Origin of the sequence: Nonomuraea longispora (genome assembly GCF_004348345.1) — a bacterium.
Lineage (GTDB): Bacteria > Actinomycetota > Actinomycetes > Streptosporangiales > Streptosporangiaceae > Nonomuraea > Nonomuraea longispora.
Map to the genome: position 1 here is coordinate 1 of NZ_SMJZ01000164.1, position 20902 is coordinate 20902.

Sequence of the window (20902 nt, forward strand, 5' to 3'; positions counted from 1 at the left end):
GGACTGGGGGCGGGAGCGGCCCTTGATACTGGCTGGCGGTGTCTGAGCGGGTGGTCTGCCGTGGTCAGGTGGTCCTGCGCAGCCAGAGTGTGTGCGCGGGCCAGGCCGCCGCGGCGCCGGCCGCGTACCAGAAGAGGTCGGGCGGGTTGAACGTGCTGCCCAGCAGGGGGCGCAGCACGGCCGGGATCGTCCAGAGCTGGGCGAACTCGATCAGCCAGCTCGCTCCGGCCGACGAGACCGCCGCCACCCACGGTCTCACCCCGGGACGGGCCAGGACCACAAGCGTGTAGATCAGCACGGTGTAGAGGGCGTCGCCCGCGTATTTCGGCACGGGGCCGTCGAACAGTGCGCGCACCCCCAGGCCGGCGGCGACCGTCAGGGCGGCGGCGCAGAGAACGAGCAGGCGAGGCATGCGATCACGGTAGCGCCGGACATCATCGCTGTTCGCCTTCACGAGCCGCATGAACGTGTTGGGCCGCTCGCCCCGGTACGTCCAGCGTTTGAGCGCCGCGATCCCCCCGCAGGACGGCGTGTCCGGCGGACCGGGGACCTGTCCGCCGCGTGGTCATGCCGGCCTTCTCCACAGCAGCACGACCGCCACGAGACCGGCCGCGCAGGGAAGGACCTGCAGCCAGCCCAGCAGCGGCGCCAGACCGACTTCACCGTTGACGTCCTGGATGGTCAGGGCCGAGACCGCGAAGCAGGCCGCGACGGCGAACATGCCGGATGCCTGCCAGCGGGCCCAGCCCCTGCCGGCGCGGGCCGCCCACACGGTGCCGAGCCAGCCCAGCAGGCCCAGCACCCCGACGACGGACAGGATCACCGTGTAGGCGGTGACGGCGGCGTCGACCTCCGCCGGCCCGTAGGCCGGGTAACCCGCCTGGATGTGATCGGCGAGGCCGGCCCGGTGGACGAAGGCGGCGAGGGTGGCGATCACCGTGAGTGCGGCGCCGCCGTACATCCAGGCGAGGGCTCCGCGCTGGTGCTGTTTCGTGGCCGGTGCGCTCATGGCCGCGTCCTTCCTTCGGGATTCTTACAACGTATGTTTACTCTGGCACCACTATACTTACGTCGTAAGAATCGGCGCTGTGAGAAAGGCCACCATGTCCCCGAAGCGCACCCGCGGCCAGAACGCCGGGCTGACCCGCCAGGCCATCCTCCAGGCGGCTCTGGAACTGGCCGACCGCGAAGGGCTCAAGGCGTTGTCCATGCGGCGCATCGGCCAGGAGCTCGGGGTCGAGGCGATGTCCCTCTACCAGCACGTCGGCGGCAAGGAGGCCCTGCTGGACGGCCTGGTCGAGCAGCTCTTCACGCAGGCGGCGCCGCCGCTGGCCGAGGCCTCCTCCTGGGAGGAGGGCCTGCGCGAATACGCCCACACGCTGATGCGCGTCCTGCTCGCGCACCGGGACGTCGTCCCGCTGGTGGTCGGCCGGCCCGCCATCACCCCGCGCAACCTGCGCCTCATGGAGGAGGCACTGCGCATCCTGCGGGCGGCGGGACTGCCGCCGGAGCGAGCGCTGGACATGTTGTACGCGGTGACCGGATTCGTCGTCGGCCACGTCGCCATCCTGGCCGCCGGCGGGCGTGACCGGCACACGCCGGCCGACCGGCTCCAGGCGATCCCCGATCCCGACCTGCGGGAGACCCCACTCCTCGCCGAGGCCGCCCGGGCCCAGCCGGCGCGGGCGGGTGGGCGCGACGCCCCGGACCCCCGGTTCGGCTTCGCGCTGGAGGCCATGCTGCGCGGCTTCGCCTCCCTGTGACCGGTCCGGGGAGCGGCCCCCGCGGCACCTTCACGGGCTCCCCGTCGCAAACCCGAAACGCGCCTCGCCTCGCGATATAGGATCTTTCCTTTGGTATGTGCACGCCTGTCGGAAAGGTCTTCATGTCCCACCCCCTCAGCCGGCGGTCCGCACTGCTGGGCGCCGCGGGCGTGGCCGGCGTCGCCCTCTGGGACACACCAGCCGAGGCGACCGGCCGCGCCGCGTTCGACACCGCGCGCGAGCGGTGGGTGAGCCTGCTGGCCGGCGGATCGTACGACCCCGCCTACGCCGACAAGACGCGGGCCGTCGAGGGCTCGGCCCATGCGGTGCTGCGCAAGCTGAAACCCGCCCCCGGCCGCCCGAGCCTCTGGCCCGACCTGCCGCTGGACGACCCCCGTACGGGCAACTTCAACCGCGCCTACAACCGCATGCGCACCCTGGCGCTCGGCTGGGCCACCCCGGGCACCGCCATGCACGGCGACCCGCGGGTCGCCGAGACCGCCGTCAGGGCGCTCGACTTCCTGTACGAGCACGCCTACCACGAGGACCTCGACCGGCGGGGCAGCAACTGGTTCTGGTGGGAGATCGGCGTGCCCCGAGCGCTGACCGACACCTGCGCCCTGCTGTACGACGGCCTGCCGAAGGACCGGCTCAAGCGCTGGCTGCTCCCGCTGCGCCGCTGGTGCCCCGACCCGGAGCGCCGCGTCAGTCACCCCGGCGTCGTGGAGACCGGCGCCAACCGGGCCGGCAAGGCCATGGCGGTGGCGATGCGCGGGCTGCTCACCCACGACGCGCGCCTCGTCAAGCGGGCCAAGGACGCGGTCTCCGACCTGCTGCGGACGACCAAGGGCCCCGGCGACGGCTTCTACCGTGACGGCTCGTTCATCCAGCACGACGTGTACCCCTACAACGGCAGCTACGGCGTGGACTACCTGGAGAGCGTCGCCAAGCTGATCGCCATGCTCGCGCAGTCGCCGTGGGAGATCCGCGGAATCGGCAACGTCTACGACATCGTGGACCGTTCGTTCGTGCCGTTCGTGTTCGACGGGCTGATGATGGACTGCGTCCGCGGCCGGGCCGTCTCACGTCAGGGCCACCGCGACTACCACGCGGGGCAGACGGTGGTCGAGTCCGTCCTCACCCTGCTGGAGGCGGCGCCCGAGAGCCACGCCCGGCGCTGGAGGCCGCTGGTGAAGGGCTGGCTCACCCGCAACCAGGCCATCCCGTACGCCACGCTCGCGCCGCTGGCGAGCGTCGCGAAGGCCAACGCCCTGCTGGCGGACCCGTCGGTGCCGGTCGGGGCGCGTACGACGGGCACGTACGTCTTCGCCGACATGGACCGGGTCGTGCACCGCCGCCCCACCTGGGCGTTCGCGATCGCGATGAGCTCGGAGCGCATCGGCGCGGCCGAGGCGATGAACCGGGAGAACCTGCACGGCTGGTACACCGGCGACGGCATGACCTACCTCTACACCGGTGACCTCACGCACTGGAACGACGAACTGTGGCCCACGATCGACCCGTACCGGCTGCCCGGCACGACGGTCGACCGCCGCAAACGTGCCGATCTCCGGCACGGCGAGTCCCGCCTGCCCTCGACGCCCTGGGCGGGCGGGGTGGCGCTGGACGGCGAGTACGGTGCCGCGGCCATGAAGCTGATCGCCGACGGCTCCTCGCTGCGGGCGAAGAAGGCGTGGTTCCTGCTCGATGACGCCGTGATCGCGCTGGGCGCCGGGATCACCGCCTCCGACGGCCGCCGCGTCGAGACCGTCGTGGAGAACCGCAACACCCACGACCGGCATCCCCCGCTGTGCCGGGGCGGCGGCTGGCTCCACCTGTCCGGCGTGGCCGGCTACGCGCTGCTCGACGGCGCCGACGCGAAGGTGATCCGCGAGAAGCGCACCGGCCGCTGGCGCGACATCGACAAGGGCGCCACCACGGGAGGTGACAAGACCCGCGTCACCCGGCACTACACGACGATCGTCGTGGACCACGGCGTCGATCCGCGCAGGAAACGTTACGCCTACGCCGTGCTGCCCGGCGCGACGGTCGCGCAGACCGCGGCCTACGCCGGGCGGGTCAAGGTCCTCGCCAACTCGGGAGCGGCGCAGGCCATCTCCCGCGACGGCCTGCTCGCCGCCGTTTTCTGGCGCGCGGGGACCGTCGAGACCGCGGACGGGCCGCTGCGCGCCGACGGCCCGTGCACGCTGGTGGTCCGCCGCGACAAGGACCAGGTACGGCTCGCCGTCTCCGACCCGTCCAGGACCGCCGACGAGGTGAAGATCACGCTGCCCTGGGCGGTGAAGTCGCTGAAGGACGGCGACCGCGGCGTGCGCAAGACCAAGAAGGCGGTCAAGGTGGAGCTCGGGCGCAGCCGCGGCCACGCCCGCACCACGGTGGTGCGCGTCTGAGAGGCCGGTCGCGCCAACACCACGGTGGTGCGCGTCTGAGAGGCCGGGCACGTCGGCACCGCGTGGTGCGCGTCCGAGAGGTGTGCCGGGTCAGCTCGCCGCCGACCCCCTTGCCGTGTGGGCGGCCGGGTCCGCTTCCGCCGGCCGCCAGTCCGCCGTCCACAGGCGCGCTCCCGACCGGCGGTCGAGGCGGCGCAGGAACGACACCACGCCCGCGGTGCCGGTGCTCCAGGTGTAGGCCGCCTTGTCGAGGTCGTTGCCGGGGAAGACCGGCTGCGCCGGCTCCCCGCCGGCCCGTACGAGCATCAGCTCGGCGATCTCCTCGGCGTGGCGCCAGTAACCGTCGTCGCCCGTGACCATCGCCAGGTCGATCAGCGCCTCCCCGATTCCCGCCAGGCCGCAACACTGGGAGACCACCCAGGCCTGCGGGGCGACGACCAGGCACGCCCGCGCGCCCCGCTCGGCCAGGTCGAGGTAGCGGTCCTCGCCGTACGCGCGGGCTGCGCGGGCCAGCGTGCCGGCGATGCCCGACATGCCCTGGCACCAGGAGGCCCCCATGGCTCGGGCGTCCGGGCCGTGCAGCTCGCCGATCAGCGCCTCGGCCTGTACGGCCAGCGCCGCCGAGCGCTCCCTGGCCGCCTCGCCCGCCGCGCGGTCGCCGGTGACCTCGTGGTAGGCGAGCAGGAAGTCCGCACAGCCGGCGTCGCCGTGGGCGTACGCCGTGTCGACCGACACGCCGGATCCCGGCTGGGCGGGCGCCACCGCGTCCTCCGAGCGCGTGACCTGACCGGTGACCAACAGCCGGGCGCACTCGGCGGCGATCCGCAGGTGCCGGGTCTCGCCGGGGTCGAGTGCGGCCAGCGCCAGGTGGCCCGCGCCGATGCCGGCCACGCCGTGTGCCTGGTCGGCGCGCTGCGGGCCGTCGACGGCGACGGGCTCGGGCGCGTCCAGGTCCGGAGCGGCGGTCACGCGGGCGGCGGTGAGGAACAGCGAGGTGCCGGTGCGGCCGAAGTACAGCGAGGGCGGCAGCTTGGCGGGCGGCATCACGCGCCCCGTCCACCGGGCCAGGTCGGCGGCCACCGACCGGGTCTGCGGGTGGTGCAGCAGCTCCATGCCGACTCCGGCGCTGCCGCCGTAGACGTTGGTCACCGCGGGGCTCTCCCGCCGGGCGTCCTGCGGCCCGGCCATCAACTGCTCGGCGAAGGCCGCGCACTCGCGCACGCTGTGGTCGAGCGCCTTGGACAGCAGTTCCCCGGTGAGTTCCGGCGTGGCGGGCGGCCTCCACCGCCTCGCCTGCGACCGTTCCCCGCCGGCCGCCGGGAGACCGGACCTGATCTCGGCGGCGGCGGCGGTGCGGTCGGCGGGGTCGAGGCTCAGCAGGCCGGGCAGCAGGCCCACGACGCCCGTTGTGACGTCAGGGAACATCCGCGCCAGGCACATGAGCGTGCGCTCGACGTTACGGACCGGGTCGGGGCCGATCATGATCGGGTTCATCCCGGTGACCGCGAAGAACAGCGTGGCGCCGAGCGAGAAGTAGTCGTCGGCGGGCACCGACTCGCGGTCGGTGTGCTGGTCGGGCACGCTGTAGCCGCGGCTCCATCCGGGCAGCTGCAGTCGGTCGTACCTGCTGTTGCCGAAGTCGATGAGGGTGCAGCGGCCGTCCTCGCCGAGCACGACGTTCTTGGGCGACAGGTCCCGGATGACGACGCCGCGCTCGTGCACCGCGTCGATCACCTCCAGCAGCCGTACGGCGAGCGCGCCGAGGTTCCGCTCCCCGCTCGCGGGCTCCGTGGTGAACAGGCCGGTCTCCGCGACGAACCGGTTGAGGTCGCGGCTGCCCGCGTCGGTCATGACGAGGAACTCGTCCTCGCCGTGCCGGAAGTGGTCGATCGGCTCCGGTACGCCCGCCACGCCCTTGAGCGCATGGAGCACGCGCAGCTCGTTGCGGAGGTACATCCGCAGGTCCCAGCCCTCGACGTTCTCCCCGACGTACGCGCGGGCCTCCTTGACCACGACCCGGCGGCCGGTGGCGTCGGCGGCGCGGTAGACGTTGCCACGCGGGCCGCGCACCACGCCGGACGTCACGTGGTACCGGCCGCCGATGATCCGTCCCGCGCCGGTCTCGTCGGAGGTCTCCGGCGGCGGCCCTTCACCGGCCTCGTCACTCGCCCCCGCCCGGTCGGGCGCGGCCACGGGAGGTTCGGGGCGGAACGGGTCGGCGGCCCAGGGCGGGCAGGTGAACTCGGGGCCGGCGGCGCCCGGGAGCTGCTCGCCGTCCGGCCCGATCACGATCAGTTCGAAGTCGCCGTTCTCGTCCACGCGGTACTGCGGGGCGAACGGGGCGTACCGGTAGTACACCGGAGCGCCGGGGCGGACCTGCCGGTCGCTGACGATGCGCGGCGCCGCCAGCCCGGACAGGGCGTCGGCGAGGGCGTGGCCCAGTTCGACAACGGCGTCCTGGTCCGGGTAGATCGTCATGGCCTTGCCCACGGCTCCCGGGTCGACGTCGCCGGTGTTGAGCTCCATGAGCCTGCGGGCGGAGCGGGCGGCCTTGAAGGCGCAGCCGGTGCCCGCCAGGATCGGCAGCACGCGGTCAAGAGTGTCGGCGAGGGTGCCGGGACGTGCGGAGACGTGAATTTTCCAGCCCTGTAATGGAATGTCGTGGTGAGGGTCGTGAACGCTGACCCACGTGTCGTCCTCGACTATTTCCCTACCATTCAACTCGGCAAATATGGTAAGGCGGTCGACCACATTACTGTCCACAGTAAACCCCACAGAACGGAGCACATCGGCCTCATACGAGAAAGGCCATCAGAACCGCGCCGATGGCCTTTCTCCAGCGCTTCACATCACCACGCGTCACCGCGTGGCATCAGGCGCTTCACACAATGGACGGGCAGCACGGGAAGCTGCTGCACACCGTGCGCTTGCAGGTGTTGACGCAGGCCTGGGGGCCGTGGAGCAGTTTGCTCAGCTCGCCTTCGAAATCGACGGCGAGGTCTTCGTACTCCAGGACTCCGGCATCGCGCGGTTCCAGGGCGAGGACCGACATGAGGGCTCCTTCCTTGGCCGCCTTTGGGCGGCCGACGTGGGGATCCGAGCCTCGGGAGTGCGCCGGTGGACGCCTTTCCCGTGCCCTGCCCGCGGCCTGGAATCGCCGGTGCGGCCCCGTGCCGCGAGCAAACGGATGCATTATGGGCATAAGCCTGGAAGTCTGTCCAGAGGGTGACCGTAACGACCGAAATCTATTTACATGCACCTTTACACCGAACCGGTCAATCTTCTAGATTGGCGTGCGTGATGGGGGGATCTCCGGTGCGCCGGTCTCGGAACGACGCGCTCGCGTGAGGCCGTCCCGCATGAGGCTGTGGCTGCGCAAGCGCGGCACGAACGTCCCGGACGACCGGTCGGGGCTCGTGGTCGCGTACTGGGAGAGTCACGACGAGCACCTGCTGACCGCCGGCCTCGGCACGATCGCCCGCAGGCTGCCGTCCTTGGTGGCCGCCGCGCTGCGGCTGGCCTGGCAGGCCAGCCCCCGCGACACGGCCGTGGCCCTGGTGGGCAACGTCGCGGCCGGCGTCTTCACCGTCCTCGGCCTGGTGACCACGTCTGAGGTGCTGGCCTCGCTCTTCGCGGCCGGCCCCACACCCGACCGGGTACGGGCCGCGCTGCCCTCGCTGCTGCTCGTGGCCGCCGCGACAGGCCTGCGCGGCGCGCTGCTGGCCGGCTCCGGATGGGCGCAGGCCCGGCTCAAACCGCTGGTCGAACGGCTGGCCGAGACCCGCCTGTTCGAGCTGACCACCCGCGTGGAGCTGGCCGCGTTCGACGACCACGACTTCCACAACGCGATGCGGCGGGCCCGCGACAGCGGCGTGCCGGACACCGCCACCGTGGTCGAGACGACGATCGCCGTGCTCACCGGCGCGGTGGGCGTGCTGGCCTCGGCCATCGCGCTCGGCCTGCTGCACCCGATCCTCATGCCGCTGCTGCTGGTGGCCGCCGTGCCCGCGGGATGGGCCGCGGTGCGCATGGCCCGGCTGGGCTACCAGGCGTTCTACCGGTTGTCCGCCGCACGGCGGCGCAAGTTCATGTTGTCGGACCTGATGGCCGAGCGGCAGCCCGCCGCCGAGGTGCGGGCGTTCACGCTCAGGGACTTCCTGCTCGGCCAGTACGCCAAGGTCGCCGACCTGGAGCAGGGCGTCCAGCTCGACGTGGCACGGCGGCGCGCCGTCATCAAGGCGGGCGGCGACCTGATGACCGGCATCGCCACCGCAGGCGTGTACGTCGCGCTCGGCGCGCTGCTGGCCGTCGGCGTCATCCCGCTGTCGGTGGCCGGCGCGGCCGTGCTGGCGATCAGGGCCGGGCAGGGATCGCTCACCGCCCTGATCCAGACCATGAACCGGCTCTACGAGGCGGGCCTCTACTTCGGCGACTACCTCGCCTTCCGCGAGATGGCCCAGGAGCGCATCCCCGCGCCGCTCTCACCGCCCGCGGAGCCGGCGCCCTTCCGCCTGCTGACGGCCGAGAACGTCACGTTCACCTACCCCGGCGCCGACCGCCCCGCGCTGTCCGACGTCAGCGTGACGGTCGGCAGGGGCGAGGTCATCGCCCTGGTCGGCGAGAACGGCTCGGGCAAGACGACCCTGGCCAAGCTGCTCGCCGGCCTGTACCGGCCGCAGGAGGGCACGATCCGCTGGGACGGCGTGGACCTCGGGGCGTTCGACGGTGAGGCGTTGCGCCGCCGGATCTCCGTCATCGCCCAGGACCACACGCGCTGGCCGCTCACCGTACGCGAGAACATCGTCATGGGACGGCCCCTGGAGGAGGACCGGCTCGCCGCCGCCAGCGCGGCCGCGGGCGCCGACGAGGTGGTGGCGCGGTTGTCCGACGGCTACGACGCCCTGCTCGACCGCCGCTTCCGCGGCGGCCATGACCTGTCGGGCGGCCAGTGGCAGCGCATCGCCGTGGCCCGAGGCTTCTACCGCGACGCCGCGCTCGTCATCTTCGACGAGCCCACCTCGGCCCTGGACGCCCGTGCCGAGCACGCCCTGTTCGAGCGGATCCGCGGCCACGCAGACGGCCGTACGATCGTGCTCATCACCCACCGGCTGGCCAGCGTCCGCTACGCCGACCGCATCTACGTGCTCGACGGCGGCGCGATCGCCGAGCAGGGCACCCACGCCGAGCTGATGGAACGCGGCGGCATGTACGCCGACCTGTACGAGCTGCAGGCCTCGGCCTTCCAGGCGGTGCCATGATCGTCGCCGAGTCGGCATACCTCGCCGTGACCGCGGCGCTGCTGGTCGCCGCGCTGGGCAAGCTGCGGGACGTGCCCGGCTTCGCCCGGTCGGTGGCCGCCTACCGGGTGCTGCCCGGCCGCCTGGCATGGCCCGCCGCGGCGGGCGTGCTCGCGGCAGAACTGGCCGCCGCCGCGCTGCTGCTCGTGCCGGGCGGCCGGCGGTGGGGCGCCGTTGTGGCGGGTGCGCTGTTCGCCGCGTTCCTGGCGGCCATGGCCTCCGTCGTGCGGCGGCGGATGACCGTGGACTGCGGCTGCTTCGGCGGCCGTGACCTCGTGGGGGCCGGCACGCTGGTGCGTACCGGCCTGCTGCTGGTCCTCGCGGTGACGGCGGCCGTCGCCGGGCCGGTCGTGTTCGAGCCCGTCCAGCTCGCGGTGGCGGCGGTCCTGCTCGGCCTGGCCGTCCTGCCCGCGCGGCTGCTGCGTGCGGACAGACCCATGTCAGGACCGCGTCCCGGCACGCGGTTCGAGGTGGCCGGGGCGCCGGAGCCGGCCGGCGACCGGGTGATGTACGCGCTGGTCTCGCCGGAGTGCGGACTGTGCGCGGCGATGCTGCCGGAGTTCGCCGCGGCCGCCGCCCGGCTGGAGGTCGTGCTGGTCAGCGCGGTGGACGGGCACGACGGCGACGGGCTGCCCATGGTCGTGGACCCCGACGTCTTCGAGCGCAACGACATCCCCTGGCCGCCGTACGTCGTGGTGACCGGCCGCGCCCGCACCGTCCTGGCGGCCGGCGGCGCGGCCGAGCCCGCACAACTGGAGCAGATCCTGAACCGCGCCGGAACGGTCGCGCCCCGCTGAGTCACGTATGGTCCTTGCTCTTGTTCCAGCACTTCGGGTAACTCGAGCCGTGCACGGATCGGAAGTTGGCCACGGACGTGCACCCGTGCGTCCTGGTCCCCTTGATCCGCCGCTCGTTGCAGGAACGCATCTTCGGCTTGACCTTGAGGTTGTACGACCCCTTCATGACACCCCAGCCGTCGTCCAGGTTAGGGCCGGAGCCCCGGACCGCCGCGCACGGCATGGACGTCGCCGCCTGTGCCGCCGGGGCGCCCACTAAGGTGAGGCCCGCGATCGCGCAGACGGTCGCGAGCACTGCCGTGGACTTGCTCCAGTGACGCATACGGGTCCCTTCTCCGGTGATCCGCGCCTTCGCGCGCCATCCGGAGTGGGGGACTACTGATGTTGAGGATCTGTTGAGACGGTGTTGGGTCCGCTGAGGATAGCAGGGGGAAGTCAGGCACCATCGCGCTAGCGGCACGCGATCGACGGGCTAGAGCTGTCGGTGACCCTTGAACCTCGTGGTCTCCATCCGTGCGCTGCGCACGCGCGCCCGGCGGGCGGAGCCGGCGAATGCCCCTACACCATGAGGAATGAGTCATGACATCTGTGCTGGGAAGACTCAGCGACCGCCTGCTGGCGATGATCGTCCCGCAGGAGAGCGCCGCTGCGGTGGAGTGTTACTACATCTACAAGTGCATCTACCCCATCAGGCTCCGCGCCCACTGCTGTGACGGAAGCTGCACCAAGTACGAGATCATCAGCGAGAACGGCTGCTGATCACCCGGCCGAGGTGAACCCTTCTCCGTGCCTGCCTGTCGCGCCACGGCCACCCGGTTGATCCGGGGACGCCCGGCGTGACGGGCAGGCATACCTCCGTCATACCCGGAACATACCGTCACCGACCATGATTCTGGTCGGAGGTGGAGGATGTTCACATTGCTGGGACGTCTGGCGGTGGCGGACGGAGGTGGCCGGACGATCGCCATCCGGGCCGCCAAGCAGCAGGCCGTGCTGGCCGTTCTCATTCTGCGTCCGGGCGAGGTCGTCACCATCGATCGGCTGATGGCGGAGCTGTGGCAGGACGAGCCGCCCGCCACGGCGAAGGCGAGCGTGCAGACGTACGTGTACCGCCTGCGGCGCGCTCTGTGCCCGCTCGTCGCCGACGACGTGACCCTGGCCACCGTGGGGAACGGCTACGCCCTGACCGTTCCTGACCGGGCGGTCGACGTCAGGAGGTTCGAGTCGGCCGTCGCCGAGGGGGCGGACGCCCTGGCGGAGGGCGAAGCGGGCGCGGCGGTCAGGTCGCTGCGGGAGGCGCTCGCGATCTGGCGCGGTCCCCTGGTGCCGGAGATCGACGTCGAGACCGTGCACGACGAGCGGAACCGCCTGGACGAGCTTCATCTGAGCGCACGCGAGCTGTGCGTAGAGGCGGAGCTGCGGCTCGGCCACCACAACCAGGTCATCCCCGAACTGGAGCGGCTCGTCGAGGCCCATCCGTTCCGCGAGGCCTCGTGGGCGATGCTGTTGCGGGCGCTCGCTGGCCGTGGCCGCCGCGCCGAGGCCCTCGCCGCCTACCGGCGGCTGCGCCACATCCTCGGCTCCGAGCTCGGCATCGAGCCAGCCGACGCACTACGCCGGCAACATCAGGAGATTCTCCAGGGCGACGGCGTTCTGGTCATGGAGTAGAGCGATCGACTGAGGCCGTGCCCCGGATGGGCACGGCCTCCCTTTATGAGACCCCCGCGCTCTCGGGCTCCTGGTAGCCGCTGGCCTGCAGCCGGAACAACCGGGCGTAGCCGCCCGCGGCGGCCATGAGCCGGGCATGGGTGCCGGACTCGACGACGACGCCGTTCTCGATCACGACGATCAGGTCCGCGTCGCGGACGGTGTTGAGCCGGTGCGAGATGAGCAGAGTGGTGGCGCCGTCGCCCTGGCGGCGCGTCCTGGCGTGCACGTCGGCCTCGGCCTCGGGATCCAGCCCGGCGGACGGCTCGTCCAGGATCATGAGGTCGCGGCGTCCGCGGAACATCGCGCGGGCCAGTGCCGTGCGCTGCCACTGACCGCCCGAGAGCACGACGCCGGTGTCCGGGTCGCCCTTGTCCTCCTCGCTGAAGAAGATCCGCGTGAGCAGGGTGTCGTAGCCGCGTGGCAGGGAGGAGAGCGTGCCGTCGATGCCGGCCCGCTGAGCCGCCGCCTGGATGCGGGTTCTGTCCTCGCGGGCGGCGACGTAGCCGATGGAGATGTTGTCGGCGGCGGTCATGTCGTACGTCATGTGATCCTGGAAGACGCCGCTGATCCGGTGCCGCAGATCCTCGGGGCGAACGTCGCGGATGTCCACGCCGTCCCAGGTGATGGTGCCGTGCTGCGGGTCGTAGAAGCGGCAGAGGAGCTTGACCAGCGTGCTCTTGCCGGCGCCGTTCAGGCCGACGACGGCGACCGCCGTGCCGGCCGGGATGAACAGGTCGAGGCCGCGCAGGATCCACGGATGGTCATCGCTGTAGCGGAACCAGACGTCGGTGAGCCGGATGCCGTGGCGCAGCCGGGGGAGTGGCGCGGACTCGGCGGGGACCGGCAGATCGGGACCGGTTCGCACCACCGTCACGTAGTGGCCGAACATGATCAGGTCCTGGTGGAGCCCGGCGATGCCGGACACCAGTCCGTTGAGCGCGCTCTGGACGGCCGCGACGGCGGCGATCAGCAGGGACACGTCGCCGACGCTCAGCGCGCCGGAACCTGCCGCGACGACCGCCCACACCAGCCCGCCGCCGGCGACCGCCGCGGCGAGGAGGGTCAGCAGGCCCTCGACGGAGAGCTCACGGAGATCCATCCGGCGGCGGGCGTCGTTGGCCGTGCGCAGCTCGCTCATCATGCGGTCGCGCAGGAACCCGCCGCTGCCGAAGAGCCGGATCTCCTTGGCCGCCTCTACCGTGCCCAGCAGGTCGCCGTAGAACATCTGGCGCCGCTCGGCCGGGCCGATGTCCCACAACATCGCCGCCCGGCGACGGGACATGCGCAGCTGCGCCACGAGCGCGGGCCCCCCGGTGGCCAGCACGATGCCGGTCAGGACAGGGCTGATCACCAGCAGCGATCCGACCATCCCCACCAGGGTGATCGACGACTGGATGATCCTGAACGACCCCATGATGACGCCCTGCCCCGTCTGCAGGCTGTTCTGCGCCAGCCGCAGCCGGTCGTGGAACTCGGGATCCTCGTACGGCCGCAGGCTCGCGAAGCGCAAAGTAGCGGTGAACAGCTCGGCGGTGGTGTGGGCGGTGAACAGCCGGCCGATCTGGCTGCCGAGATACTGACTGACCTGCGGCAGGGCGGCCACGAGCACCCCAGCGCCCGCCAGGCCCAGCGCCAGGGCCGCCAAACCCGTCCCCGGCCCGTCGCCGGCCAGGGTGTCGACGACCATCTTGGTCAGCCAGGCCACGGCGATCGGCAGGACCGCCTCGGCCAGCATCACCAGGACGTAGAGGAGCGTCAGGCCGGGAGCCGTCCTGATGGCGGTCGCCGCGGCGATCCGGGCGATCGTGATCATGCGCCGCTGGCGGCGGGCATCGCGTGATCGCTGTCGACCACCGTTCCGTCCGCGCCGATGAGGACGACGGTCGGGTATCCGACGATCTTGAAGGCCGACTGGACCGGCCCCTGCGGATCCTCGGCAACGACCCTCGCCACCTGCGAGAGCTGCTCGACGTACGGCGTGGGGTCGTCGCCGGAGACGGCGGTGACCACGGCGAGCACCGCGTCAGGCGTGCGCCGTGCCCGCTCGGCGAACTGGGGCAGCAGGTCCTCGCACGGCTTGCAGCCCACCGAGAAGAAGCCCACCATGGCAGGCCCGCCGAGCAGTTCCCCCGAGATCGGCTCACCGTCCGTCGTCATGGCCGCGAACTCCGGCACGTCGTCACCCGGCGCGAGCTCTCCGCCGGCCGGCGGACCGGACAGGTCCTGCCGCCCGGCCTGCTGACGGAGGCGGCGGATCACCCCCACGGTCAGCAGCAGATTCACCATGCACAGCAGCCCGATCAGCACGACCGCGGCGACCAGGTACGGCATCACACACTCCCCGGTGTTTGCATGAACAACCCAGCGATGTCGTCGAAGGCGATCAGCATGATCGCCCCGGCCAGCCCGGCCGGCACCGCGACCGCCAGCCCGGCGGCGGCCGGCGGCCCGCCGGAGTAGATGAGTCCCGTGCCGCCCAGCGCCACGACCAGCAGCAGCAGGGCGTTGCGGACCAGGTGCACCCGTCCGAGCGGGGTCGCGGAGAGGCCGAAGCAGCGGCACGGCGCGCGTACGCCCTTACGGATCGAGACGACGATCGCCAGGGTGAACCCGGCGAGCAGGATCGCGCTCAGGGCCAGCCCCGCCCGCGGGACCACCATGAGGGCGGCCGCCACCGCCTCGCCGGCCGCCACCGCACAGGCGGCCGGCAGGCGCAGCCCTTCGGGCAGCATCACCAAGGACGCCGCGAATGACCGTACGGCCGCACCGCTGCGAAGTTTGGTGAACGCGGAGACCGCGAAGACGACGCCGAGCAGAACCTGGCACGCGACGAGCAAGAGACCCACGACGACCAAGGGTCTCCGGTTCTTCTAGCGCGTCTCTAGCGCGCCGCTGGCGTACGGCGGTCGCTCAGGTGAGGCGGTCGACGCGCTCGGCGATCCCCCGGCGGGCTCGGCGCTGTTCAAGGGAGGAGTACCTGGCGCCCGGCATGACCGCGCTCGCCGCGGCGGCGTTTCCCGCCGCATGTGGAGGGCAACCGCCTGTGCATGATGCGCGAACTTCTGAAGGGCGCGGTGTGCGGCTCGGTCGCCACCGCGGCGATGAGCGGGGTCATGGTGGCGGGAAGCCGCATGGGCCTCATGCGGGACCAGCCGCCCAAACGGATCGCCCGTGCGGCCCTGCCGGGGCGCAAACACGACCCGAAGCCGGGTGAGGGCGTCGCGGGCGCGCTCGCCCACCTCGGGTTCGGCGCCACGGCCGGCGCGTTGTACGGCGTGCTGGCCCGGGGGCATCGGGCCCCGGCCGCGGCCGGCGTCGGCTACGCCCTGGCGATCTGGGCCTCCAGCTATCAGGGCTGGATCCCCGGTCTGGGGATCCTGCCGCCGGCGTCCGACGACCGTCCGGGCCGGCAGGTGGTCATGGTCGCGGGGCATGTGGTGTACGGCACGGTGCTGGCGCTGACGATGAACCGGCTCAACATGCCGGCGGGCCCGGCGACGGAGCGCGAGAGCGCCGCCCGATGAGCGAGCCCGCCGCGTTACGGAGGGGAGCGGGCGGGCAGCAGGTCGGACAAGGGGAGATGAGATGAGTCACCACGTACCAGAGCACGACCCTCGTTCGCGCTTCGAGGACGAAGGGATCCCGGATCTGCAGGACGGCACGCCCCAGCAGCAGTGGTCGGTCGATCCGCAGGAGGCGCCTCTCCCGGCGGACGAACCGGTCGCCGTGGAGGACTTCGGCACCACGGACGACGAGCAGATCCAGGGCGAGTCGCTGTCCGGACGGCTCGAACGGGAGGCCTCCGAGGAGCAGCCCATGTTCGGGGTGGAGGAGTCCGCCGCCCGCCCGTCCGGCGAGGGCGGCGACGCCCCGGCCGTGGACAGGGTGACCGAGGAGAGCGGCCTCGGGGTCGGCTCCGACCTGGACACCGAACGCGAACCGGACACCGGCGTCGACCCGGTGGGGTCGGCGCAACCCGAGGAGCCTTCGGGGCAGGTCCAGGACGAACCGCGGCCCGCCGGCCGTCTCGTGGCCCCCGACGAGGGGACGCGGGCGGACGCGGAGCCCGACGAGGTCGCCATGGAGGCCGGACCGGACGCCGGCGGCTTCACCGCCGAGGAGGCCGCCATGCACGTCGAACCGGAGTGAAGCCTCGGCCGAGCCGGTGTGAGCCGGCACCAGACCGAGCCGGAGTGCCCGGCGAGCGGGAAGGGCGAGCAGGAAGGGCGAGCATGGCGAGCAAGGACGACGAGGAGCGCGACAAGCGGCGCGAGCGGGACAGAGGCACCACGTCCGACGCCGACCTGCACAACATGGGCGGCGACGTGGGCCCAGCCTCGATCCGCGGCTCCAACGTCAGCCCCGGCTCCAAGCCGCGCGACGACGCCGAGCCGGAGAGCGGCTACGCCGAGCCCATGGGCTACGTCACCGGCCGCGACGACGAGTGGTCCGCGACGGCGGGATCGGACGAGAAGGCGGTCGCCGCCCGTACGGATGAGATCGACGACCACGTCGCCACCTACGGTCCGAGCCCGCACTCCATGCCGCCGCAGGAGCGGGAGCAGCGTGGAGAGCCCGGCGACCCGGGTTTCCGGGTGCAAGGCCCGGTCGACGAGGACGAGCACGGGCTGATCGTGGACGAGGACGACGAGCCGGGGGCGTCGGGCGAGGCGATGCGCGGCGGGGAGCACATCAACGCGAACGCCGACTGGGTGCCCTCCGATGAGGAGGACGACCCGGACGGCGGATCGGGCCGTACGGGAAGCGGCGACGGAGGATATCTGCCCGGCGAGGGCACGGGCCGTCCGTACGGATAGCTCCGGCGGTCCGGCTCCATCGGCCATCCAGCTACAGGGGGACGTCATGAACGACACGCCACGAGAAGAGCAGCCGGTCGATCGCGGGAGCAGCGAGGAGGCCAGCGGCGCGCCGCTGACCCCGACCGAGGAGGAGACGCTGCGGCGTCCCGCGGGGGTCACACCCGGCGTCACTCCCGGCACCGGCGAGGAGGACTCCGGCGAGGAGGGCGACGCCGCCGGGGAGCACCGTGAGGGGCTCAATCCCGACGACTAAGTCGCCGGTCCCGGCGTAGCGGCGCATCATCTCCAGCCGGGTGCGCTCGGACTGCGACGTCCAGCTCGCCGGCCGTGAACCGGCCGTGAACCGGCCGTGCACGTCGTCGCGCCCGGACCGGGCGCAACCCGGCGTGGTAGGCGGCGGCCCGCACGCCCGCCTCGCCGAGCAACCGCTCAGGCGGCCGGTGTGCCTGCGTACCGCCGTGTACACGATGCCGGGAGCCGCTCGCTCGGCGACCGCGGCGGCATGGCCCGCTCCGGCGCCTCACTTCTGTGGCGGGGGAAGTGTGAGAAGGCGGTTGAGGCGACTGCCTCAGGGTACGGGACGGGACTCGGCGCACTCAGCGCTGGGCGTGCACGAGCTAGGAACCTTCATGAGACTGGATCTCAGTGTCAGCATGTCGGCCGGCGCTCCCGTCGTGGGGGTGAGCGGCGAGGTCGATGTGCTCACCGCCGATGATCTGTACGAATTCCTCGCTACGGTGATCCGCCAGCGTGGCCCGCGGCTGAGCGTGGACCTGCGGCGCGTGACGCACATGGACTCGCGCGGCGCCGCCGCCATGCTGCGGGCCCGTCGGCTGGCGCGCTCGCTCGGAGGGAACCTCACGCTGGTCGGTCCCAGCGCCCCGGCGGCCTTGGTGCTCCAGGCCGTCCTGCCCGAACAGGACCTCGCACCGCCGGGCCGGGCCGCGCCGGCCACGCGCCGCAACTAGCCGTTACCGCGTGCGCCACCGGCCGTACCGGCGGGGGCCCCGGGGTTGCGCGTGCCGCCGGAGGGCAGGGGAGCGGGATGCGAGCGCCGTCCTCTCCCCGCGTGTCCTTTCCCGTGATGTACCACCGCTGGTCGCGGATGACCTTCATCCACTGGCGCTACCGGCCCGAGCAGGTGCAGGCGCTGCTGCCGGCCCAGCTCAGGGTCGAGCCCTTCGAGGGGGCGGCGTGGGTGGGGCTCACGCCGTTCCTCATGCGCGACGTCCGGGTGCCCGGTGTGCCCGCGCTGCCGTGGGTTTCGACGTTCCCCGAGACGAACCTGCGGACCTACGTGCGCGATGCGCGGGGGCGTACCGGTATCTGGTTCCTGTCCCTGGACGCGGGATGCCTGCCCGCGGCGCTCGGCGGGCGGGGCGGTTACCGGCTGCCCTATCACTGGTCCGACATGTCGGTCGAGGCCAAGGACGGCCACATCCGGTACAGGTGCCGCCGGCGCCTGCCCGGGCCGGCCGGCGCGCGGTGCGACGTGGACGCCGGGATCGGCGTGCCGCTGGTGGAGCACGAACGGGACGAGCTCGCGTACTTCCTGACGGCCCGGTTCCGGCTGTTCAGCCTCGTGGCGGGACGGCTGGCCGCCGCGCAGGTGGAGCACCCGCCGTGGCCGCTGCACCACGCCCACCTGGACGCCGTGAACGAGGACCTGATCCAGGCGGCGGGGCTGCCCGCGCCGGAGGGGCAGCCCGTCGCGCACGCCTCTCCTGGGGTGCCGGTACGGGTGGGCATGTGGAGCTGGTGACCGTGCACCACGTATACACCTCCGCCGCATGACCAAACACGCTGAGCGACGCCCGGCGCTCCGAGCTGCGCCGCAGCGCCGTCGGCATTGTCTTCCCGTTCGGCCGGCTGGTGCCGGAGCTCACGGTGGCCGACAACGTCGCCCTGCCGCCGCTGCTCGGCAAGGCCGGGCGGCGTACGGGCGAGCTGTCCGGATCGTTCCGTGAAAGGGGGACTGACGCGGCGGCGCTATCCTTGCATGGCGAGCATTGATGCGCATCGTGCATCTTTGTAGGGTCGTCTGAATGACCCCCACCGAGAACAAGGACGTGCCGATGGCCGAGGACAGCGTGACCGAGGAATCCCCGAACGTGAGTCCCACGATGATGCGGAGGATCCTGCCGGCGGACATGGTGGAACGAGGGCGTTGTCCGTTCGATCCCCCGCCCGGCCTGCGGGACAAGAGCGCGGTCCGGCGGCTGGAGCTGCTGAACGGGGCCCCCGCGTGGCTGGTTACGGGGTTCGAGGAGGCCCGTACGGTGCTGTCGGACACCCGATTCAGCGCCGACAAGGTCCGCAACAGGGAGGCGACCTCGCTGCAGCCGCACGAGGTGGTTGAGACGCAGACGGCGCAACCGCTGACGGCGGAGGTGGCCGAGCGGGAGGACGGGCTCTTCGTCTTCATGGACCCGCCCGAGCACACCCGGCTGCGGCGGCTGCTGACGGGCCAGTTCACGGTGCGGCGGATGCGCGAGCTGGAGTCGCGGGTGACGGAGATCGCGGTCGAGCACATCGAGGCGATGAAGGCGGCGGGCACACAAGCCGACCTGGTGCAGGCGTTCGCGCTGCCGCTGCCGTCGCTGGTCATCTGCGAGCTGCTGGGCGTGGACTACGCCGACCGCCGGTTGTTCCAGGAACGTACGGCCATCGGGCTGAACGCGAACGCGACCCCCGAGGAACAGGCCGTGGCGCGCGCCGAGATGTACGCGTTCATGCAGCGGCTGGTGGCGGCCAAACGCGCCGACCCCGGCGACGACCTGCTGTCCGGCCTCATCCGCGACGCCGACCCGCCCCTGACCGACGCGCAACTCGTCGACGTCGCCGTCATCCTGCTCAACGCCGGCCACGAGACCACGGCCAACATGCTCGGGCTGGGCACGTTCGCGCTGCTGGAACACCCCGGCCAGCTGGAGGCGCTGCGTGCCGATCCCGCTCTGATCGACAACACGGTGGAGGAGCTGCTGCGGTTCCTGTCGATCATCCAGCTCGGGGTCAGCCGGGTCACCACGGAGCCGGTGACGCTCGGCGGCGTGGACATCCCCGCCGGCGCGACCGTCGTGATCGCCACGCCCGAGGTCAACCGCGACCCACGGCACTGGGCCGATCCCGACGCGTTCGACGTGCGCCGTGAGCGCACCCCGCACCTCGCCTTCGGGCACGGGGTGCACCAGTGCCTGGGCCAGCAGCTGGCCCGGGTGGAGATGCGGATCGGGCTGAGCGAGCTGATCTCCCGCCTGCCGGACCTGCGCCTGGCGGCGCCGGCCGAGCAGGTGCCGCTGCGCGACGAGATGCTCATCTTCGGCGTGCACGAGCTCCCGGTGACCTGGTCCTGAGCCGCCCGGCCCGGGGCAGCGCCGGCCCGGGCCTCGTCAGTCTCCGCCGCCGCCGAGCTTCTCGGCGACCGTACGGGCCGTCTCCAGCGCGCCCGCGGTCATCCTGCCCTCGGGGTCCTCGTTGACGTCGCGGTCGTACTCGACCTCCACCACCGCGTTGCTCACCCGGACCCCGGCGATCGCCTTCGTCGGCCCGTGGTCGTCACCCTCCAGGGTGTACACGGCGACGTAGGAGTCGTCCCCGACGGCCGGCTCGGCCTTGGCATAGCCCCGGGGGATGAGCGCCGCCTTGTGCCGGCGGGCGACGAACTCCTCGTGCGCCTGCGCCACCCCGTCGGGGAACACCTTCGTGTACACCTTCAGCCTGAAGGTCATGTTCTCCGGCAGCCCCGCCCCGTACTGCGGCAGGGTCGTCCACTCGCACTCCTCCTTGTACAACTTGGTCTGCTTGGGGAAGACCACCAGCTTGGTCCGCAGTTCCTCGGTGACGAGCTCGCACGGGTCGACGTCGTTCGAGAACTTCGCCTCACCGGTCGGCGGCGGCTCGCTCGACGGGGGCTGCGTGCTGGGCGGCGCGGACGTGGCCGTCGTCCGCGCGGCGACCGGTTCGCCGGGCGGTGGGGGCGGCGGCTCCTGCCTCGTCAGCAGGAAGGCCACCGTGAACACCATGAGCACGAGCACCGCCATGGCCCCGCTGAGGAGGCCGGGCGTCACCCGGACGCCGCTGGGCCGCGGGGCGCGGGGCGGGGTG

At 72.2% G+C, this 20902-nt stretch carries 23 protein-coding genes; 14 read left to right on the forward strand and 9 right to left on the reverse strand.

The window, feature by feature from the left end; translation table 11 throughout:
* Nucleotides 1–64 precede the first annotated feature (64 nt).
* Both E1267_RS32380 and E1267_RS32385 read right to left on the reverse strand, forming a co-directional pair.
* On the reverse strand, nt 65–412 hold the full coding sequence (locus E1267_RS32380; RefSeq protein ID WP_132338176.1) for a ribosomal maturation YjgA family protein: 348 nt from the start codon (nt 410–412) through the stop codon (nt 65–67).
* 153 nt (nt 413–565) lie between these two features.
* Nucleotides 566–1009 (reverse strand): hypothetical protein, encoded by a 444-nt coding sequence (locus tag E1267_RS32385; RefSeq protein ID WP_132338178.1) that lies wholly within the window; start codon nt 1007–1009, stop codon nt 566–568.
* Between the two features lie 79 nt (nt 1010–1088).
* Between E1267_RS32385 and E1267_RS32390 the strand changes: the two genes are divergently transcribed.
* Together E1267_RS32390 and E1267_RS32395 are read left to right on the forward strand one after the other, a co-directional pair.
* Nucleotides 1089–1763 carry a TetR/AcrR family transcriptional regulator C-terminal domain-containing protein gene (locus tag E1267_RS32390; RefSeq protein WP_246064396.1) on the forward strand — a complete coding sequence of 225 codons (675 nt, stop codon included), beginning with the start codon at nt 1089–1091 and terminating at the stop codon, nt 1761–1763.
* A 122-nt stretch (nt 1764–1885) separates the two neighbouring features.
* Nucleotides 1886–4174, forward strand: a complete 2289-nt coding sequence (locus E1267_RS32395) for a polysaccharide lyase 8 family protein (RefSeq protein WP_132338180.1) — start codon at nt 1886–1888, stop codon at nt 4172–4174.
* Between the two features lie 90 nt (nt 4175–4264).
* Here E1267_RS32395 and lanL read toward each other — a convergent pair whose 3' ends face one another.
* Complete coding sequence (gene lanL / locus E1267_RS32400) at nt 4265–6961, reverse strand: class IV lanthionine synthetase LanL (RefSeq protein WP_132338182.1); 2697 nt, start codon at nt 6959–6961, stop codon at nt 4265–4267.
* A gap of 94 nt (nt 6962–7055) precedes the next feature.
* Nucleotides 7056–7226, reverse strand: coding sequence for an SflA family class IV lanthipeptide (locus E1267_RS44810; protein ID WP_165959921.1), 171 nt, complete (start codon nt 7224–7226; stop codon nt 7056–7058).
* Between the two features lie 307 nt (nt 7227–7533).
* Between E1267_RS44810 and E1267_RS32405 the strand changes: the two genes are divergently transcribed.
* Nucleotides 7534–9432, forward strand: coding sequence for an ABC transporter ATP-binding protein (locus tag E1267_RS32405; RefSeq protein ID WP_132338184.1), 1899 nt, complete (start codon nt 7534–7536; stop codon nt 9430–9432).
* On the forward strand, nt 9429–10268 hold the full coding sequence (locus tag E1267_RS32410; RefSeq protein WP_132338186.1) for a MauE/DoxX family redox-associated membrane protein: 840 nt from the start codon (nt 9429–9431) through the stop codon (nt 10266–10268). The genes E1267_RS32405 and E1267_RS32410 overlap by 4 nt, the downstream gene beginning before the upstream one ends.
* 1 nt (nt 10269) lies before the next feature.
* On the opposite strand, the gene E1267_RS32415 is transcribed toward E1267_RS32410, so the two are convergent.
* Entirely contained in the window at nt 10270–10590 is a 321-nt protein-coding gene (locus E1267_RS32415; RefSeq protein WP_132338188.1) for a hypothetical protein, read from the reverse strand.
* A 257-nt stretch (nt 10591–10847) separates the two neighbouring features.
* Here E1267_RS32415 and E1267_RS32420 point away from each other — a divergent pair, with 257 nt between their 5' ends.
* Both E1267_RS32420 and E1267_RS32425 read left to right on the forward strand, forming a co-directional pair.
* Nucleotides 10848–11027, forward strand: a complete 180-nt coding sequence (locus E1267_RS32420) for a hypothetical protein (RefSeq protein WP_132338190.1) — start codon at nt 10848–10850, stop codon at nt 11025–11027.
* A 150-nt stretch (nt 11028–11177) separates the two neighbouring features.
* On the forward strand, nt 11178–11936 hold the full coding sequence (locus E1267_RS32425; RefSeq protein WP_132338192.1) for an AfsR/SARP family transcriptional regulator: 759 nt from the start codon (nt 11178–11180) through the stop codon (nt 11934–11936).
* A gap of 43 nt (nt 11937–11979) precedes the next feature.
* On the opposite strand, the gene E1267_RS32430 is transcribed toward E1267_RS32425, so the two are convergent.
* The 3 genes from E1267_RS32430 to E1267_RS32440 are packed head-to-tail and all read right to left on the reverse strand — an operon-like array spanning nt 11980 to nt 14824.
* Nucleotides 11980–13791, reverse strand: coding sequence for an ABC transporter ATP-binding protein (locus tag E1267_RS32430; protein ID WP_132338194.1), 1812 nt, complete (start codon nt 13789–13791; stop codon nt 11980–11982).
* Entirely contained in the window at nt 13788–14309 is a 522-nt protein-coding gene (locus E1267_RS32435) for a TlpA family protein disulfide reductase (RefSeq protein ID WP_132338196.1), read from the reverse strand. The genes E1267_RS32430 and E1267_RS32435 overlap by 4 nt, the downstream gene beginning before the upstream one ends.
* Nucleotides 14309–14824 carry a MauE/DoxX family redox-associated membrane protein gene (locus tag E1267_RS32440; RefSeq protein ID WP_132338198.1) on the reverse strand — a complete coding sequence of 172 codons (516 nt, stop codon included), beginning with the start codon at nt 14822–14824 and terminating at the stop codon, nt 14309–14311. The genes E1267_RS32435 and E1267_RS32440 overlap by 1 nt, the downstream gene beginning before the upstream one ends.
* 201 nt (nt 14825–15025) lie before the next feature.
* Between E1267_RS32440 and E1267_RS32445 the strand changes: the two genes are divergently transcribed.
* From E1267_RS32445 to E1267_RS32480, 8 genes are all read left to right on the forward strand, one after another.
* The gene (locus E1267_RS32445) at nt 15026–15502 is read left to right on the forward strand and encodes a DUF6789 family protein (protein ID WP_132338200.1); all 477 of its coding nucleotides are present in this window, start codon (nt 15026–15028) and stop codon (nt 15500–15502) included.
* 61 nt (nt 15503–15563) lie between these two features.
* Nucleotides 15564–16127, forward strand: a complete 564-nt coding sequence (locus E1267_RS32450; protein ID WP_132338202.1) for a DUF5709 domain-containing protein — start codon at nt 15564–15566, stop codon at nt 16125–16127.
* Nucleotides 16128–16210: 83 nt separating this feature from the next.
* Nucleotides 16211–16795 carry a hypothetical protein gene (locus tag E1267_RS32455; RefSeq protein WP_132338204.1) on the forward strand — a complete coding sequence of 195 codons (585 nt, stop codon included), beginning with the start codon at nt 16211–16213 and terminating at the stop codon, nt 16793–16795.
* A gap of 46 nt (nt 16796–16841) precedes the next feature.
* Nucleotides 16842–17051, forward strand: coding sequence for a hypothetical protein (locus tag E1267_RS32460; RefSeq protein ID WP_132338206.1), 210 nt, complete (start codon nt 16842–16844; stop codon nt 17049–17051).
* A gap of 376 nt (nt 17052–17427) precedes the next feature.
* Nucleotides 17428–17766 carry an STAS domain-containing protein gene (locus tag E1267_RS44815; RefSeq protein ID WP_165959922.1) on the forward strand — a complete coding sequence of 113 codons (339 nt, stop codon included), beginning with the start codon at nt 17428–17430 and terminating at the stop codon, nt 17764–17766.
* Between the two features lie 101 nt (nt 17767–17867).
* Entirely contained in the window at nt 17868–18560 is a 693-nt protein-coding gene (locus E1267_RS32470) for a YqjF family protein (RefSeq protein WP_220449779.1), read from the forward strand.
* Nucleotides 18561–18685: 125 nt separating this feature from the next.
* Entirely contained in the window at nt 18686–18811 is a 126-nt protein-coding gene (locus E1267_RS47455) for a hypothetical protein (RefSeq protein ID WP_281283728.1), read from the forward strand.
* A gap of 137 nt (nt 18812–18948) precedes the next feature.
* Nucleotides 18949–20151: a cytochrome P450 gene (locus E1267_RS32480; protein ID WP_425465107.1), complete on the forward strand. Its 1203-nt coding sequence runs from the start codon at nt 18949–18951 to the stop codon at nt 20149–20151.
* Between the two features lie 36 nt (nt 20152–20187).
* Here E1267_RS32480 and E1267_RS32485 read toward each other — a convergent pair.
* The coding region (locus E1267_RS32485) for a DUF3558 domain-containing protein (RefSeq protein ID WP_220449780.1) at nt 20188–20902 on the reverse strand (715 nt) is incomplete at its 5' end.

Coding starts and splice junctions, on each gene's coding strand:
- E1267_RS32380 (WP_132338176.1), bottom strand. CDS start 412: ATGCCTCGCCTGCTCGTTCTCTGCGCCGCCGCCCTGACGGTCGCCGCC.
- E1267_RS32385 (WP_132338178.1), bottom strand. CDS start 1,009: ATGAGCGCACCGGCCACGAAACAGCACCAGCGCGGAGCCCTCGCCTGG.
- E1267_RS32395 (WP_132338180.1), top strand. CDS start 1,886: ATGTCCCACCCCCTCAGCCGGCGGTCCGCACTGCTGGGCGCCGCGGGC.
- E1267_RS44810 (WP_165959921.1), bottom strand. CDS start 7,226: ATGTCGGTCCTCGCCCTGGAACCGCGCGATGCCGGAGTCCTGGAGTAC.
- E1267_RS32405 (WP_132338184.1), top strand. CDS start 7,534: ATGAGGCTGTGGCTGCGCAAGCGCGGCACGAACGTCCCGGACGACCGG.
- E1267_RS32410 (WP_132338186.1), top strand. CDS start 9,429: ATGATCGTCGCCGAGTCGGCATACCTCGCCGTGACCGCGGCGCTGCTG.
- E1267_RS32415 (WP_132338188.1), bottom strand. CDS start 10,590: ATGCGTCACTGGAGCAAGTCCACGGCAGTGCTCGCGACCGTCTGCGCG.
- E1267_RS32420 (WP_132338190.1), top strand. CDS start 10,848: ATGACATCTGTGCTGGGAAGACTCAGCGACCGCCTGCTGGCGATGATC.
- E1267_RS32425 (WP_132338192.1), top strand. CDS start 11,178: ATGTTCACATTGCTGGGACGTCTGGCGGTGGCGGACGGAGGTGGCCGG.
- E1267_RS32430 (WP_132338194.1), bottom strand. CDS start 13,791: ATGATCACGATCGCCCGGATCGCCGCGGCGACCGCCATCAGGACGGCT.
- E1267_RS32435 (WP_132338196.1), bottom strand. CDS start 14,309: ATGCCGTACCTGGTCGCCGCGGTCGTGCTGATCGGGCTGCTGTGCATG.
- E1267_RS32445 (WP_132338200.1), top strand. CDS start 15,026: ATGATGCGCGAACTTCTGAAGGGCGCGGTGTGCGGCTCGGTCGCCACC.
- E1267_RS32450 (WP_132338202.1), top strand. CDS start 15,564: ATGAGTCACCACGTACCAGAGCACGACCCTCGTTCGCGCTTCGAGGAC.
- E1267_RS32455 (WP_132338204.1), top strand. CDS start 16,211: ATGGCGAGCAAGGACGACGAGGAGCGCGACAAGCGGCGCGAGCGGGAC.
- E1267_RS32460 (WP_132338206.1), top strand. CDS start 16,842: ATGAACGACACGCCACGAGAAGAGCAGCCGGTCGATCGCGGGAGCAGC.
- E1267_RS44815 (WP_165959922.1), top strand. CDS start 17,428: ATGAGACTGGATCTCAGTGTCAGCATGTCGGCCGGCGCTCCCGTCGTG.
- E1267_RS32480 (WP_425465107.1), top strand. CDS start 18,949: ATGGTGGAACGAGGGCGTTGTCCGTTCGATCCCCCGCCCGGCCTGCGG.